Annotated in this window: 14 protein-coding genes; 7 read left to right on the forward strand and 7 right to left on the reverse strand. The window is 69.8% G+C overall.

The features are described 5' to 3' along the window. From B0W80_RS21565 to B0W80_RS21575, 3 genes are all read right to left on the reverse strand, one after another. On the reverse strand, positions 1 to 230 hold a 230-nt coding region (locus tag B0W80_RS21565; protein WP_143684725.1), incomplete at its 3' end, for a hypothetical protein. 5 nt (positions 231 to 235) lie between these two features. Then, complete coding sequence (locus B0W80_RS21570) at positions 236 to 1,951, reverse strand: ShlB/FhaC/HecB family hemolysin secretion/activation protein (RefSeq protein WP_077001214.1); 1,716 nt, start codon at positions 1,949 to 1,951, stop codon at positions 236 to 238. Then, entirely contained in the window at positions 1,948 to 4,023 is a 2,076-nt protein-coding gene (locus B0W80_RS21575) for a CHAT domain-containing protein (protein ID WP_256856642.1), read from the reverse strand. The genes B0W80_RS21570 and B0W80_RS21575 overlap by 4 nt, the downstream gene beginning before the upstream one ends. A gap of 348 nt (positions 4,024 to 4,371) precedes the next feature. On the opposite strand from B0W80_RS21575, the gene B0W80_RS21580 reads away from it, so the two are divergent. Both B0W80_RS21580 and B0W80_RS21585 read left to right on the forward strand, forming a co-directional pair. Continuing rightward, positions 4,372 to 4,848, forward strand: a complete 477-nt coding sequence (locus B0W80_RS21580) for a PA2169 family four-helix-bundle protein (RefSeq protein ID WP_077001216.1) — start codon at positions 4,372 to 4,374, stop codon at positions 4,846 to 4,848. A 148-nt stretch (positions 4,849 to 4,996) separates the two neighbouring features. Further along, on the forward strand, positions 4,997 to 5,284 hold the full coding sequence (locus B0W80_RS21585; RefSeq protein ID WP_077001217.1) for a hypothetical protein: 288 nt from the start codon (positions 4,997 to 4,999) through the stop codon (positions 5,282 to 5,284). A gap of 36 nt (positions 5,285 to 5,320) precedes the next feature. On the opposite strand, the gene B0W80_RS21590 is transcribed toward B0W80_RS21585, so the two are convergent. Together B0W80_RS21590 and B0W80_RS35090 are read right to left on the reverse strand one after the other, a co-directional pair. Next, the gene (locus B0W80_RS21590) at positions 5,321 to 6,568 is read right to left on the reverse strand and encodes an OmpA family protein (RefSeq protein WP_179106992.1); all 1,248 of its coding nucleotides are present in this window, start codon (positions 6,566 to 6,568) and stop codon (positions 5,321 to 5,323) included. An 11-nt stretch (positions 6,569 to 6,579) separates the two neighbouring features. Further along, a complete protein-coding gene (locus tag B0W80_RS35090) occupies positions 6,580 to 8,457 on the reverse strand; it encodes a serine/threonine-protein kinase (RefSeq protein WP_077001218.1) in 1,878 nt (625 codons plus the stop codon). A 139-nt stretch (positions 8,458 to 8,596) separates the two neighbouring features. Between B0W80_RS35090 and B0W80_RS21600 the strand changes: the two genes are divergently transcribed. The 5 genes from B0W80_RS21600 (at position 8,597) to B0W80_RS21620 (ending at position 13,784) form a co-directional block, all read left to right on the forward strand. Next, the gene (locus tag B0W80_RS21600) at positions 8,597 to 9,628 is read left to right on the forward strand and encodes a LacI family DNA-binding transcriptional regulator (RefSeq protein WP_077001219.1); all 1,032 of its coding nucleotides are present in this window, start codon (positions 8,597 to 8,599) and stop codon (positions 9,626 to 9,628) included. 118 nt (positions 9,629 to 9,746) lie between these two features. Beyond that, a complete protein-coding gene (locus B0W80_RS21605; protein ID WP_077001220.1) occupies positions 9,747 to 10,709 on the forward strand; it encodes a tripartite tricarboxylate transporter substrate binding protein in 963 nt (320 codons plus the stop codon). An 8-nt stretch (positions 10,710 to 10,717) separates the two neighbouring features. Then, positions 10,718 to 12,052, forward strand: a complete 1,335-nt coding sequence (gudD, locus tag B0W80_RS21610; protein WP_077001221.1) for a glucarate dehydratase — start codon at positions 10,718 to 10,720, stop codon at positions 12,050 to 12,052. Between the two features lie 43 nt (positions 12,053 to 12,095). Then, positions 12,096 to 12,887 (forward strand): HpcH/HpaI aldolase/citrate lyase family protein, encoded by a 792-nt coding sequence (locus B0W80_RS21615; RefSeq protein ID WP_077001222.1) that lies wholly within the window; start codon positions 12,096 to 12,098, stop codon positions 12,885 to 12,887. 12 nt (positions 12,888 to 12,899) lie between these two features. Further along, positions 12,900 to 13,784, forward strand: coding sequence for a 2-hydroxy-3-oxopropionate reductase (locus B0W80_RS21620; RefSeq protein WP_077001223.1), 885 nt, complete (start codon positions 12,900 to 12,902; stop codon positions 13,782 to 13,784). A gap of 14 nt (positions 13,785 to 13,798) precedes the next feature. On the opposite strand, the gene B0W80_RS36240 is transcribed toward B0W80_RS21620, so the two are convergent. Beyond that, positions 13,799 to 13,924 (reverse strand): hypothetical protein, encoded by a 126-nt coding sequence (locus B0W80_RS36240; RefSeq protein WP_256856643.1) that lies wholly within the window; start codon positions 13,922 to 13,924, stop codon positions 13,799 to 13,801. A 125-nt stretch (positions 13,925 to 14,049) separates the two neighbouring features. Further along, complete coding sequence (locus B0W80_RS36500; protein WP_373038912.1) at positions 14,050 to 14,301, reverse strand: PDZ domain-containing protein; 252 nt, start codon at positions 14,299 to 14,301, stop codon at positions 14,050 to 14,052. Positions 14,302 to 14,385 lie beyond the last annotated feature (84 nt).

Below are 14,385 nucleotides of genomic sequence, written 5' to 3' on the forward strand. Positions count from 1 at the left end.
GAGCCTTGGGTGATCGGCAGGATGGTGCCCGTGGCCGATGGCACGCCAGCCGCGGTCAACGGCAGGTTGCCCGCGCCGCTGCCCACGGTGACGCTGCCGCCGCGCACGACGAAGTTGTTCCACGTCGGCAGCTGTGCGAGCGCCGGTACGGCCACGCCCATGCAGGCCAGGGCCAGCGCAACGGGACGGAGGGGAAAGCGCGCGGACCTGGTGTTGGAGCAGTGGTTCATTGAATTCAAAAGCTCTTCTGGGCCTGCACGTAGAAACGCGGGTTGCGGCCGCCGCCATCGGTCAGCGCCGGCCGGGTGTTGTCGCGCCAAGCGAGCGTGGCGTTGATGGCGAAGCTGCCGGGCCGCGACCACGAGAGGCCCACGCCGTAGCCGCGCAGGCTGATGCGGTTCTCGCCGTCGAAGACGCTGGGCTCGTGCGAGAAGCGGCCGCGCGCCGCGTCGTAGAACACGAAGGGCGTGAACTCCTCGTCGAAGGACCAACGCCATTCCACGGTGCCGATCCAGCCGCGGTCGACCAGTGCCTCGCCCGAGGCATAGGCCCGCACCGCACGCGCGCCGCCGAGCGACAGCTTCTCGGAGGCGTCGAGGTTCTTGCTCGACCACTGGCCGCCCACCGACAGGAACAGCGAATGCCGCGGCATGATGGTCTGAAGCCGCGAGGCCAGGAAGGTGAGCTTGGTGAAGTTGCCATCGGTCTGGTGGCCGCCGATGCTCTGGTCGAAGGCGCGGGTGTCCGGATCGCGGATGTCGAGCTTGCCGCGGTACAGGGTGCCCGAACTGGCCCAGTAGCCGCCGCCCCACACCTCGTCGCGGCGCTCCCACGACCAGCCCAGGCCGAAGCCATGCACGCGCTTGTTCGAATCGAAGTCGACCGCGCGCATCTCGTCCTTGAGTTTCTTGACGTCGGCCGACAGGCGCAGAAACAGGTTCTGCTGGCGCTGGCGAATCACCGGGTAGCTCAGCGACACGTCGAACACGTCGGCGCGGCCGCTGGCGTCCAGGTCGGTGAACTGGCCGCCCAACTCGTAGCGCACACGCGCGAGGCCGATGCCGGCGCGCAGCCCGCTGGTGCCGATCGGCGCTTCGTAGGCAGCGCGGCCGAACCACAGGCCGTCGTCCGACACCATGGCGCGCAGGTCCATGTTGTCGCCGATGCCGAAAGGGCTGAGCCAGCGCGCGGTGCCGCCGATGCGGTAGCGGCCAGACTCCAGCGTGCCGTGGTTGTCGACCTCGCCGGTGAAGACCCAGCGCGGCCCGGCCGACACCTCGACCGTGAGATCGGTGGTGCCGGGCTGCGTGCCCTCCTGCAGGCCCGAAGCCACGCGCAGGCCGGGTTGGTCGGACAGCAGGAGCATCGAGCGCTCGTAGCGCGGGGCGCTGACCGCCTCGCCCAGTTGCAGCGGCGCGAGGAAGCCGCGCACGCGCGCCTCGCTGATCGGCGCATCGGGCGCGACCAGCACGTCGACCTTGCCGAGCCGGCCTTCGATGACGCTGATCTCGACCACGCCGCCCTGCACCGTCTGCACCGGCACCACGGCTTGGGCGAGGAAGTAGCCGCGCTCGCGGTACCTGGCGGTGATGGCCTGCGCGAGTCCTTCCAGGTCGGCGAGCGTGACGTCGCGGCCGATGTACGGTCGCGTGATGGCCTGCAGCTCGTCGCTGCTCAAGGTCTGCGCACCGGTGAGCCGCAGGTCGTTCAGCCTGAAGCTGGACTGCACCGCGGGGGCCGCAGGCAGGCCCTGCGGCGGTGCCGAAGCCTGGGCCACCTGGCGGTCGCAGGTGCCGCAGGGGTCTTTGGTGGGGGCGAGGGTCACGGCCGATTCGCCAGCGGCCCGGGCCTGCTGCGCTGCGAGGGCCAGGCCCACCATCACGAACGAAGCGCAGGCCCACGCGACGGAACGAAGCCGCGCGGGCTTCGGCACCCTGCACGTCCGCGTCATGCCGGGCTCCCCACCTTCAGGCGCCAGTTGCCGATCAGGTTGAACGGGGCCCAGAAGAAGGGGTGCGACATGCGGGGTTCTTTCAACACGGCGAGCTGCCCGGCCTGGACGGCCTGCTGGAGGTCACGGCCCTTCGCGAGTTCGGCATAGAGCGTGCCCATGAGGATGGCGGTGGCGTCGTCCGACACCGGCCACAGCGACGAGATCAGGCTGCCCGAGCCGGCCGACAGGAACGAGCGCGTGAAGCCCAGCACTTCGTCGCCTTGCGCGATGCGGCCCAGGCCCGATTCGCAGGCCGAGAGCGTGACCAGCGCCGAGCCCTGCATGGGCAGGTTGAGGATCTCGTGCGCCTCCAGGAAGCTCTGGCGACCGTCCTCGTTGGCCAGCAGGATGCGCGAATAGAGCGGATCGACCTGGTCGGCCTCGGCATGCGCGGCCACGTGCATCAGCGGCGAACGCGCAGCCACCTCGCGGAACTGCGTCTTGGTGGCCGCGGCGCCCATGTAGACGGTGTTGCGCGGGAAGAGTCGCGCGAGCTGCTTCACCTCGGATTCGGCGCCGGGCAGGTCGTACTTGTCCTCGATGCGCGGGTTGCCGAAGGCCGTGAGCGCGGCGTCGACGCGCGGCGAGCGCTGGGCCAGCTGCACCGCGATGCTCATCGAGGGCGACACGGACACCGGGTGCGTCTCGATCAGGTAGCGGCCGTCGACGCGCAGCGCCTGAAACGGCAGGTAATGCAGCGGGCCGTGCGGCACGATGACCAGCCGCTCGCCGGGCTTGAGCCCCAGCGGGCCGATCAACGCGGCGCCCAGTTTGTCGGCATTGGCGATGGCGGCGCGCCGCCCGCGCACCACCGAATTGCGGAAGGTCTCGACCAGCTCGGTCAGGTCGTCACGCTTGATCGGGATGCTCTTGGATTCGATGCCGGCCGGGCTCACCACCCAGGCCTGCAGGCGGTCGGGCAGCGCATGGAATTGCAGCACGCGCTCGTCGGGCGCCAGCGTGCGCTGCAGCGTGGCCAGGTCGACCGTGGCGGCCGCTTCGCTGCTGACGCGGGCCCGGCCGCGCACCGCATCGAGCAGGGCGCGCGAGCGGCTGCGTTCGCTGAGTTCGAAGGCGCGCTGCGCGTCGCCAACGTCGCTGTACAGGCCGACCCCACGCTCGAACACGTCCTGCAGGTCGGAGAACAAGCCCATCTTGAATTCTTCGCTGCGGAACTTGGCGCGTACCGCATCGACGCCGCCGAGCGCGCGGCCCACGGCATCGGCCGCGGCCTGCTTCTGGCCCAGCGCGATCTCGCTGCGCGCCACGCCGTCCCAGGCCCAGAGCTGGTAGTAGCCGCTGTCGGTGCCGACCGAACGCGTGGTCAGTTGCCGATAGAGGTCGCGTGCTTCGGCCGGCTTGTTCTCGGCCAGCAGCAGCCGCGCCCGCGTGCGGTCGAGCTGCGCGGCCAGCGGTGGCTCGCGCGGCGGCGGCAGCGTGCCCAGCAGTTCGCGGGCACGGGCCGTGTCGCCGGTTTCGATCAACGCGTTGACCAGCGAGGACTGCACCAGCGGCGCGTAGCGCGGCGAGCTGTTGGCCAGCGCGGTCTCGTAGCTCGCGACGGCGCCGGCATGGTCGCCGCGGCGCGTCTGCACGTCGCCGATCACCTTGTTGACCGGGCCGACCACCAGCTTGGGATCGCGCGTCTGCGACTCGTACTTGAGCGCCTCGCGTGCGAATTCCTGTGCCTTCTCGAGCTGTCCCGAATAGCTGTAGACGATCGCGAGGTCGCGGTTCGCCATGGCGAGCAGGTTGGGGTCTCGCGTGGTGTTGGCGAGGTGCAACGCTTTGCTGGCCGCGCGCACGCTCTGGCGGAACTCGCCCTTGTCGGCCAGCGCCACCGCCTGGCTGCAGTACTGGTAGCCGCTGAGTTTCTGGGTGTCCTGCCCGTACAGCACCGCCCCGTCGTTGGTCAACGCGAGCAGCGTGTCGGTGTCGGCCAGCCGCGCCTGCTCCTGGCGATTGGCGGCGGCCTCGGCATCGGGTGCCTGCGCCTGCGCACGCGCCCCGAGGCTGCCGACCAACGCCACGAGCCCAAGAGCGCCTGCGATCCATCTGCGCGCAGCATGCGCTCTTGCGAACCCCGAAAAAGCTTGCATTCAACCCCCGAGCGCGGCCTGCCGCAGCCCGCTTGCGCGCGCCGCCGACGCACGGAGTGCGCGTCTCTCAGTCCCCGTTGGTGGGCGAGTCTAGGAGGGGGGTCGGTCCACCGGCTATTCGCAATACGGTCTAGCGCAAAGGGCGTAGGCCGATCCGGGCGGCAGCCCTACAGGGCCCGTCGGGCAAGGCTGACGCGGTGGCGAACGCAAGCACCAAAGATCGAACCATCAGCCAACGAGCCCCGCATCGGGGCCAGCTTTTATCCAAGGAGTACTTTCATGGCAGTGACCACCACCGGCGTTCAAAACGCAGACGAAGTCGTCGACGTTCTCAACGACCTGATCGAAAACTCGCGCGACGGCGAGTACGGCTTCCGCACCTGTGCGGAGGAAGTCGAATCGCCCGAATTCAAGCGCCTCTTCAACGACCGCGCGGCCGGTTGTGCGCAGGCCGCGAGCGAGCTGAGCCAGCTCATCACCGCGTACGGCGGCAAGCCGGCCGAAGGTGGCACCGCGACCGGCGCGATGCATCGCGGCTGGGTGCACGTGAAGGGCATGGTCGGCGCCAACAGCGACTTGTCGATGCTCGAGGAATGCGAGCGCGGTGAAGACGCCGCGATCGCGCGTTATCGCAAGGCGCTGAAGCAGGAACTGCCTGCGGACGTGCGCAGCGTGGTCGAGCGCCAGGCGGAAGGCGCGCAGCGCAACCATGACCAGATCAGGGACCTGCGCAACCAGGCGCGCGAACGCAGCTGATTCGCTGCACTCATCGCTCGTCCCATGCGCGCGGCCTCCTCCATTGTGAGGAGGCCGCGTCGTTTTCAGGTCGAATTCGACCAATGGCCACTTTCACGCCACGTTCTCGCTCGCCAGAATTCGACCCATGAGTCCATGGGAGCACACGATGCAGGCAGCAGTCGAGATCACGCGGCGTGGCGACAGGCATTTCGATGCCTGCGTGGAAGGCAGCGACGGCACGCGCCGCCACGCGCGCGAAGGGCTGCCCTCGGTGGCCCGGTGCTTGCAGCACGCGGCAGCGGCCCTCGGCCGCGAATTCAGCTACGCCACCGTGAGCTTCGACAACGTGATGATCGGCAACTACCCGGTGGCGGTGATGGAGCACCGCGCGGTGGAGGTAGCCGACGAGTTGCTGATGAAGCTGTCGAATCGGGCTCCGCGCCGCATCGCTTGAACGCGTCAAGCGGACGCAAGCAGCCGGCCCGCCCTATCAACCCGTTCGGGCGCAATCCACGATCCTGAATTCGACTCGCCGGTCGAGCGCGTCGACCGCGTCGTCGGTGCCGCTGCCGATGATGTTCTCGCGGAAGCCCCGGCCGCTGACGCTGGTGCGTTCGCCGAGCGCCGTCGATTCGCCGAGCAGCCTTTGCCGGATGAAGCGCGCGCGCTGCATCGACAGCGTGTCGTTGTAGGCCGCCGAGCCGGTGCGGCTGGTGTGGCCGACGACTTCCATGCAGACACGGGCATCGGCGCTGGCCCTCGCGATCTCGCGCAGCCACATCGGGTACGGCCCGCTGACCTTGGCGTCGGACCAGAACGCCGTGCCGCCCGGATTGAACAGGAACTTCACGCCCAGCTGCTGGTTGGAGATGCCGTAGGCGACGATCTTGCCGAAGGCCTGCTCGGCATCGGCCGTGCGGCCGAGCTTGGCCGAACTCAGGTAGATGCCGTTGAGCACGCGCAACTGCGCATCGCCGCCCGCCGCGACGCCGGCGGCGCTGTATTGCGCCAGCGCATCCTGGTAGCGCTCGGCGTTGTAGTGCGCGGTGGCGTCCTTGATCACCGGCGCGGCCGCGATGCGCTCCAGGTAGTAGGGGTCGGCGCGCTGGCCCGCCGGGGTTGCAGTGGTGCGGATGTAGCTCTCGATGACCAGGTCCTTGGTGGGCACGGGCATGTCCTGGTAGTAGCGCAGCGGCGTGTGGTCCAGGCCTTCGTCGCGCGCCACCGCGGACGACTGGGCGACCACCATGCCGGTGGCCAGCTCGGTCAGCGCCAGGTCGATGCGCATCGGGCTGCGCGCCTCGGTCACCGTGAGCCGCGTCATGGTGCCGGTGAGCAGGTAGCGCGCGCGGGCCAGGTTGGCGCTTTCGAAGGGCAGCACCTCGATCGACTCGACCTTCGCGGCCATGCGCTGGCTGACGCGGTCCTGCAGCAGTTGCGTCGCCGCGGTCTGCTGTGCGCTGCCGGCGTCGATCATCGGATCGAGCACCACGCTGCGCTTCGCGCTCGTGCGGGCCAGCAGCGACGGCTTGGGCGCCGACTGCAGCACGAGGCTGTCGGTGGCCTGCGCGACGGCCTGCTCGAAAGGCAACTCTGCCTTCGACGAAGTCGGCGGCGCGACCGGCGTGGCGCAGCCGGCCAGCACGGCCAGCGCGGCACTGGCGGCCGCGGCGACCACCCGTGCGCCCATGGCGCGCAGCGGCCCGCCGTGCCGCATCGTGTTCGCGGTGTGGTTCATCGTCGCTCCCATCATTCGCACCCCTTTCGCAGCAGGGCCACCTCGCCCGGACCGAGCGTGCCGAGCGAGGCGCGTTGGAGAAGATCGCTGCAGCGGCCCGCGGGCGGGGCTGCTTCGGCATGTGCCAGGGCGGCTTGGCGCGGTTCCGCGCGCGGCGCAGCGGCTTCGGCGACCGGCGCGCGCGGTTCACGGCGGGCCAGGCGCACCGGCTCGGTCGGCGTGCGCGCGGCGGGCTTGGCCACTGGCGCGGCGGGTGCCGGAGGCGCGGGGCTCCACGAGGCATCGGGCCGTGCCATCGACTGAAGGGGCAACACCTCGTCCGCCGCCATCGGCGCCGGCGCGGGCGGCGCTGCGATCACGACCGAGGGCAAAACAGGTGCGAAGGCCGGCGACGACGCAGGCGGCGTCGTGGCAATCGGTGTCGGCTGGGCCCGGGCCTCGGCCCTGGCAACCGGCGTGGGCGTCGACGACGGCGACGACTTGGCGGCAGGCACGGGTTCTGCCGGCAGTGTCCGCGGGCTCGCCGGCACCGCCAGCGGGGCCACGGTCTGCACCGGGTCGCCGATGCGGTAGTAGCCGGCCACTGCGAGTCCGGCCAGCACCAACGCGCCGGACATCGCCCACCATCCCATGCGGCCGCGCTGCGACGGCTCTGGCGATGCCGAGGGCTCGGCGCGCAAGGCGGCCGCTGCGAAGACCTCGGCAGCGCGCGAGGACGCAGGCCTGGGCGTTGCGGAGGCTGCCGCACGTTGCGGGGCATGCAGCGCTCGCAGCATCTCCGCGGCCGAAGGCGGTGCGACGGTCTTGGCGTCGACGTCGGGCACCTTCCTGGAGGCAGGCGGCTCGGCAGGGTCGGCCTCGGCCTTGGCGTCGGACTTGGACTCTGACTGCGCATCGGGCTGCGCCACCACCCTGTCACGGCCCACCAGACCTTCCCAGAACGCGGCTGCGTTCTGAGGCCGGTCCTTCGGGTGCAGCGCCAAAGCGGCATCGATGGTCGCCAGGAAAGGTGCGCTGTAGCGTCCGCGCGCCAGCGTCGACAACGGCCGCAGCGGGTCGTCCGGCTCACGCTCCACCGACGACACGGGCGGCTGCCCTGCGATGGCCGTGTACACCACCGCGGCCAGCGCATAGAGATCGGTCCAGGGCCCCTGCCGCATGGTGGCCAGCTCGGCGTACTGCTCCAGCGGCGTGAAGCCGGGCTTGAACACCAGGGTCGGCGATTGCCCGGCGCCGTCGATCACGCGCCGCGCCGCGCCGAAATCGAGCAGCACAGGGCCCTCTTCGGTCAGCAGGATGTTGTCGGGCGCGATGTCGCGGTGCAGGCAGTGCACGTCGTGCAGCGTGGCCAGCGCGTCGAGCAGCGGCCTCAGCCAGCCGCGCAGCTCGTCCTCGCTGGGCGGGCGGCCCAGGTCGGCGAGCGCGCGCGCCAGGGTCGGGCCCTGGTAGTAAGGCATGGCCATGTAGGCGGTGCCGTTGCCCTCCCAGTAGTGCAGCACCCGCACCAGCGCACGGTGGTCGAAGCGCTGCAGGATGCGGGCCTCGTTGAGGAAGCTGCGCAGGCCGATGCGGAAGTTGTCGTCGTGCCGCGGCGAGCGGACGATCACCGCGGCCGACGCTTGGTCGCGCGCGGCCAGCACGGCCGGCATGTACTCCTTGATCGCGACGTGCTGTTCCTTGGCCGGATCCCACGCCAGGTAGACGATGCCGAAGCCGCCCTCGCCGATGGGGCCGGCGATTTCATAGTCCTGCAGCCGCGCGCCTTCGGGCAGCACCCGGGCCGACTCGCGCTCGAAATCGCTCCAGTCGTGGGGCGGCATCGCCCAGTCGCCGCACTGGGTCGGCGGCCCGGGCAGGGTCGGGAGGTCGTAAGCGGCGTGGGTGTCCATGGCTTTTCCCTGGCTGTGCCGGCCACTCTACTGCGCACCGTATACGAAAGCATTCACCGGAAGCACTAGCCTAAAGGTGGCGGACAGCAGGCGACGGCATGCCCGACGGTAGCGCTATCGTCTGTTTACAATCGCGGCCATGAGCGTCGAAGCCCCTCCCCCTCGCCGCAGCCGCCGCGGAAGCGGTGCGGTCACCCTCCACGACGTGGCCAAGCTGGCCGGGGTCGCCCCGATCACCGCTTCGCGGGCGCTCAACACCCCCAACCAGGTGTCGCCGGAGGTGCTCAGAAAGGTGACCGACGCGGTGGCCCGCACCGGCTACGTGCGCAACGTGCTGGCCGGCGGGCTGGCTTCCACGCGCAGCAGGCTGGTGGCGGCGGTGGTGCCCACCATCGCCGGCCCGGTGTTCCTGCAGACCGTGCAGTCGCTCAACGAGGCGCTGGCCGAGGCCGGCTACCAGCTCATGCTGGGCCAGACCGGCTACGCCGAGGCACGCGAAGACGCCCTGCTCGAAACCATCATCGGCCGCCGGCCCGACGGCATCGTGCTGACCGGCATCCTGCATTCGGCCGAAGGCCGGCGGCGCCTGCTGGCCGCCGGCATCCCGGTCGTCGAGACCTGGGACCTGACGCCTACGCCGCTGGACATGCTCGTGGGCTTCTCGCACACCGACGTGGGCCGGGCGGTGGCCGCCTTCCTGCAGGCCCGGGGCCGGCGCCGCCTGGCGGTGGTGGCCGGCGACGACGAACGTTCGAAGCGGCGCCACGACGCCTTCTGCACCGCCGCCCGCGCCGCGGGCCTGCCCGAGGTGCGCACGCTCTACGTGCCGGCGCCGACCACCATGCGCAGCGGCCGCCGTGCGCTGGGCGAGCTGCTGGCGGCCGACCCGGCGATCGACGCCGTGTTCTGCAGCTCCGACCTGCTGGCGCTCGGCGTCATGACCGAGGCGCAGGCGCGCGGGCTGACGGTGCCGGCGCAGCTCGCGGTGATGGGCTTCGGCGACCTCGAATTCGCCGCCGACCTGCAGCCGGCATTGAGCACGGTGCGCATCGACAGCTCGGCCATCGGCCGGCAAGCCGCGCGCTTCATCGTCGACCGGGCCGAAGGCCGGCCGGTCGCCGAGCGGGTGGTGGACATCGGCTTCTCGATCGTCGACCGCGCCAGTGCCTGATCCGTACAAACCCTAGGTCATGGCTGCTTGATTTCTGAATCGGTAGCGCTACCATCTAGCCCATCGACGGTAGCGCTACCGTTCGACCCCGTTCTACTCTCGATCAAGGAGACACCGCATGAAGAAGCTGCTCGGCGCACTGGCGATCGGCATCGCCGCCACCACCCTCGTCCACGCCCAGGATTGGCCGCAAAAGCCCGTGACCCTGGTCGTGCCCTTCCCGGCCGGCGGCTCGACGGACATGGTCGGCCGGGCCATCGGGCCCAAGCTCGCCGACAAGTTGCACCAGCCCTTCCTGGTCGACAACAAGGCCGGCGCGACCGGCACCATCGGCGCCACCTTCGTGAAGCGCGCGGCGCCCGACGGCACCACCTTCCTGGTCACCTCGCTCGGGCCGCTGGTGATCGCGCCGCACCTCATCAAGGGCATGCAGTACGACGCGCTCAAGGACTTCGACCTGATCACCGTGGCCGTGCAGGCGCCCAACGTGTTCGTGGTGCCGGCCAATTCGCCGCACAAGACGGTGGCCGACGTCATCGCCTACGAGAAGAAGAACCCCGGCAAGATGACCTTCGCTTCGTCGGGCAACGGCTCCAGCGACCACCTGACGGCCGAGCTGTTCTGGCAGCAGACCGGCACCACGGGCCTGCACGTGCCCTACAAAGGCGGCGCGCCGGCCATCACCGATCTGCTGGGTGGCCAGGTCGACGGCTCGTTCCAGAACGTCAACGCCGTGTTCCAGCACATCAAGGGCGGCAAGCTGAAGGCGCTGGCGGTCACCGGCGACAAGCGTTCGCCGGTGCTGCCCGACGTGCCCACCATGGCCGAGGCCGGCGTGAAGAACGTGGAGGTCTATTCGTGGCAGGCGATCGTCGCGCCGAAGGGCCTGCCGCCGGCGGTTCGCACGAAGGCCAACGAGTCGATGGTCGCGGCGCTCAACGACCCGGCCGTCAAGCAGCAGTTCACTGCGATCGGGCTCGAAGTGGTCGGCAACACGCCGGCCCAATTTGCAACCTTCCAGAAACAAGAGTTTGATCGCTGGAAGAAGGTCATCGACACAGGCAAGATCACCATCGATTGAGGCGCACCATGTCCAAGCACGACACCCCCGTCATCACCGAGCTGCGCGCGATTCCCGTCGCCGGCCGCGACAGCATGCTGCTCAACCTGAGCGGCGCCCATGGTCCCTTCTTCACGCGCAACCTGCTGCTGCTCACCGACAGCGCCGGGCGCACCGGCGTCGGCGAGGTGCCGGGCGGCGAGAAGATCCGCCAGACGCTTGAAGACGCCCGCGATCTGGTCGTGGGCCAGCCGATCGGCGCGCACCAGCGGGTGCTGGCCGAAGTGCAGAAGACCTTCGCCGACCGCGACAGCGGCGGCCGCGGCCTGCAGACCTTCGACCTGCGCACCACCATCCATGCGGTGACGGCCATCGAATCGGCGCTGCTCGACCTGCTGGGCCAGCATCTGGACGTGCCGGTCGCGGCCCTGCTCGGCGAGGGCCAGCAGCGCGAGGCGGTCGAGATGCTGGGCTACCTGTTCTACGTGGGCGACCGCGACAAGACCGACCTGCCCTACGCCCGCGAGGCCCATGCCGACAACGACTGGTCGCGCCTGCGCCACGAGAAGGCGATGACGCCCGAGGCCATCGTGCGCCTGGCCGAGGCCGCGCGCGAACGCTACGGCTTCAACGATTTCAAGCTCAAGGGCGGCGTGCTGCGTGGCGACGAGGAAGTCGACGCCGTCACGGCCATTCACGAGCGCTTTCCCGAGGCGCGCGTCACGCTCGACCCCAACGGCGGCTGGCTGCTGAAGGACGCGATCCGCCTCGGCCAGCGCATGCGCGGCGTGGTGGCCTATGCCGAAGACCCCTGCGGTGCCGAGGACGGCTTCTCCGGCCGCGAGGTGATGGCCGAGTTCCGCCGCGCCACCGGCCTGCCGACCGCCACCAACATGATCGCCACCGACTGGCGCCAGCTGACGCACGCGCTGTCGCTGCAGTCGGTCGACATCCCGCTGGCCGACCCGCATTTCTGGACCATGGCCGGCTCGGTGCGCGTGGCCCAGACCTGCCGCGACTGGGGCCTGACCTGGGGCTCGCATTCCAACAACCACTTCGACGTGTCGCTGGCCATGTTCACCCACGTGGGCGCCGCCGCGCCAGGCCGCGTGACCGCGATCGACACGCACTGGATCTGGCAGGACGGCCAGCGCCTGACCAAGGAGCCTTTCAAGATCGAAGGCGGCCTGGTGCAGGTGCCGAAGAAGCCGGGCCTGGGCGTCGAACTCGACATGGCCGAAGTCGACAAGGCGCACGAGTTGTACAAGCAGCATGGCCTGGGCTCGCGCGACGACGCGATCGCGATGCAGTACCTGGTGCCCGACTGGAAATTCGATCCGAAGCGCCCCGCTTTCGTCCGCTGAACATCCACCACGACAACCACGACCACCACCCAAAGGACCGCCCATGAGAGAGAACCGCCTGCGCACGCTGTGGAAATCCGGCGGCGCCGCCGTCAACGGCTGGCTCGCCGTGCCCAACAGCTTCTCGGCCGAGGTCATGGCCAACCAGGGGTGGGACTCGCTCACCATCGACCTGCAGCATGGCGTGGTCGACTACCAGGCGATGCTCGGCATGCTGCAGGCCATCTCGACCACGAACACGGTGCCCGTGGTGCGCGTGCCGTGGCTCGACCCGGCGCACCTGATGAAGGCGCTGGACGCGGGCGCCTACGGCGTGATCTGCCCGATGGTCAACACGCGCGAAGATGCGCAGCGCCTGGTCGCCTACACCCACTATGCGCCGCGCGGCACGCGCAGCTTCGGCCCGGTGCGCGCGCTCATCTACGGCGGTGCCGACTACCCGCAACAGGCCGACGACACCATCGTCACCTTCGCGATGATCGAGACCGCGCAAGCGTTGGACAACCTGGACGACATCCTCTCGGTCGAAGGCCTGGACGCCGTCTACATCGGCCCCTCGGACCTGTCGCTCGCGCTGGGCTGCCGGCCGGTGTTCGACGACGTCGACCCGCCGGTGGCGCAGGCCATCGACCACATCCTCGCGCGCGCCAAGGCGCACGGCCTGGTGGCCGGCATCCACAACGGCGACCCGAGGGGCGCGCTGGCGCGCGTGGCCAAGGGCTTCCAGTTCGTCACCGTGAGCTCGGATGCGCGCATCATGGCCGCCGGCTCGCAGCAGCTGCTGTCGGTCATGCGCTCGGCGCCCGCCGCGGCTCCTTCCTCCTCCACCTACTGAAAGGACAAGAACATGAAGATCGGATTCATCGGCCTGGGCATCATGGGCGCGCCGATGGCGCAGAATCTCATGGCCGCCGGCCACGAGATGATCGTGCGCACCCGCAGCAAGGTGCCCGACGCGCTCAAGGGCGCCACCGTGTGCAAGACCAACGCCGAGGTGGCCAAGGCCGCCGAGGTGGTGATCCTGATGCTGCCCGACACGCCCGACGTCGAGCAGGTGCTTTTCGGCGAGGACGGCGTGGCTTCGGGCCTGTCGAAGGGCAAGCTGGTCATCGACATGAGCTCGATCTCGCCCATCGACACCAAGCGCTTCGCCTCGAAGATCAACGAGCTGGGCTGCGACTACCTGGACGCGCCGGTCTCCGGTGGCGAGGTGGGTGCCAAGGCGGCCAGCCTCACCATCATGGTCGGCGGCCCCGACGCCGCTTTCGAGCGCGCGAAGCCGCTGTTCGAGAAGATGGGCAAGAACATCACGCTGGTCGGCGGCAACGGCGACGGCCAGACCACCAAGGTGGCCAACCAGATCATCGTGGCGCTCAACATCGCGGCGGTGGGCGAGGCGCTGGTGTTCGCGAGCAAGGCGGGTGCCGATCCGGCCAAGGTGCGCCAGGCGCTGATGGGCGGGTTCGCGGCGAGCCGCATCCTCGAAGTGCACGGCGAACGCATGATCAAGCGCACCTTCAATCCGGGCTTCCGCATCGCCCTGCATCAAAAGGACTTGAGCCTGGCCCTGGCGGGCGCGCGTTCGATGGGGGTGTCGTTGCCGCAGACGGCTTCTACGGCACAGCTGATGCAGTCGTGCTCGGCGCACGGCTGGGATCAGCTGGACCACTCCGCGCTGGTCAAGGCGCTGGAGCAGATGGCCGCGCACCCCGTCGCACCGGACGGCGAGTGAGCGGCGCGCGGCGTTCAGCCGCGCAGGTAAGAGACGGTCAGCAGGATCAGTGCGACGGCGATGCCGGCGCGGGACACGTACATCCCGAGCCGTGCGGCGACGGGATCCTGGGGCTGAGCGGTGATGCGCGGGGTTTTCATGAGGCTGCACTCCTCGACAAAGATGAATCCATGCTAGGCCTGCGCTACACGCTTGCCTATCCGCCGTTCGGCCCCATGCGCTTTCGGACTACGCGAAAACGTGCAATGCATCACCAATGGCCGCATCAAGTGTTGCGCGCAGGCTGCACGCGCTCCTGCGGCGTGACCGTCCGCGCGAGCAAGCGCCCCTCCCGCATCAGCGACAACTGAAGCGGCCGCCCGATGCGGCCTGCATCGAGCAGGCGCAGCAAGTCGTCGGCACCGCCCACCGCGATGCCGTCGAGCATCAGCAGCACGTCGCCGACCCGCAAGGCCTGCCTGCTCGGCCGCGCCGCCGGGCAGCACCTCTCCGACGCGCACGGCATTCGGCACGGCATTCGGTGCGGCGTGCACCGCCAGTGCCACGCGCCGCGACAGCGGCACCGTCTGCGCCGCGATGCCCAGGTGGGCGCGCCGCACGC

The organism is Variovorax sp. KK3, assembly GCF_001984055.1.
In the GTDB taxonomy this organism is placed as follows: domain Bacteria; phylum Pseudomonadota; class Gammaproteobacteria; order Burkholderiales; family Burkholderiaceae_C; genus Variovorax.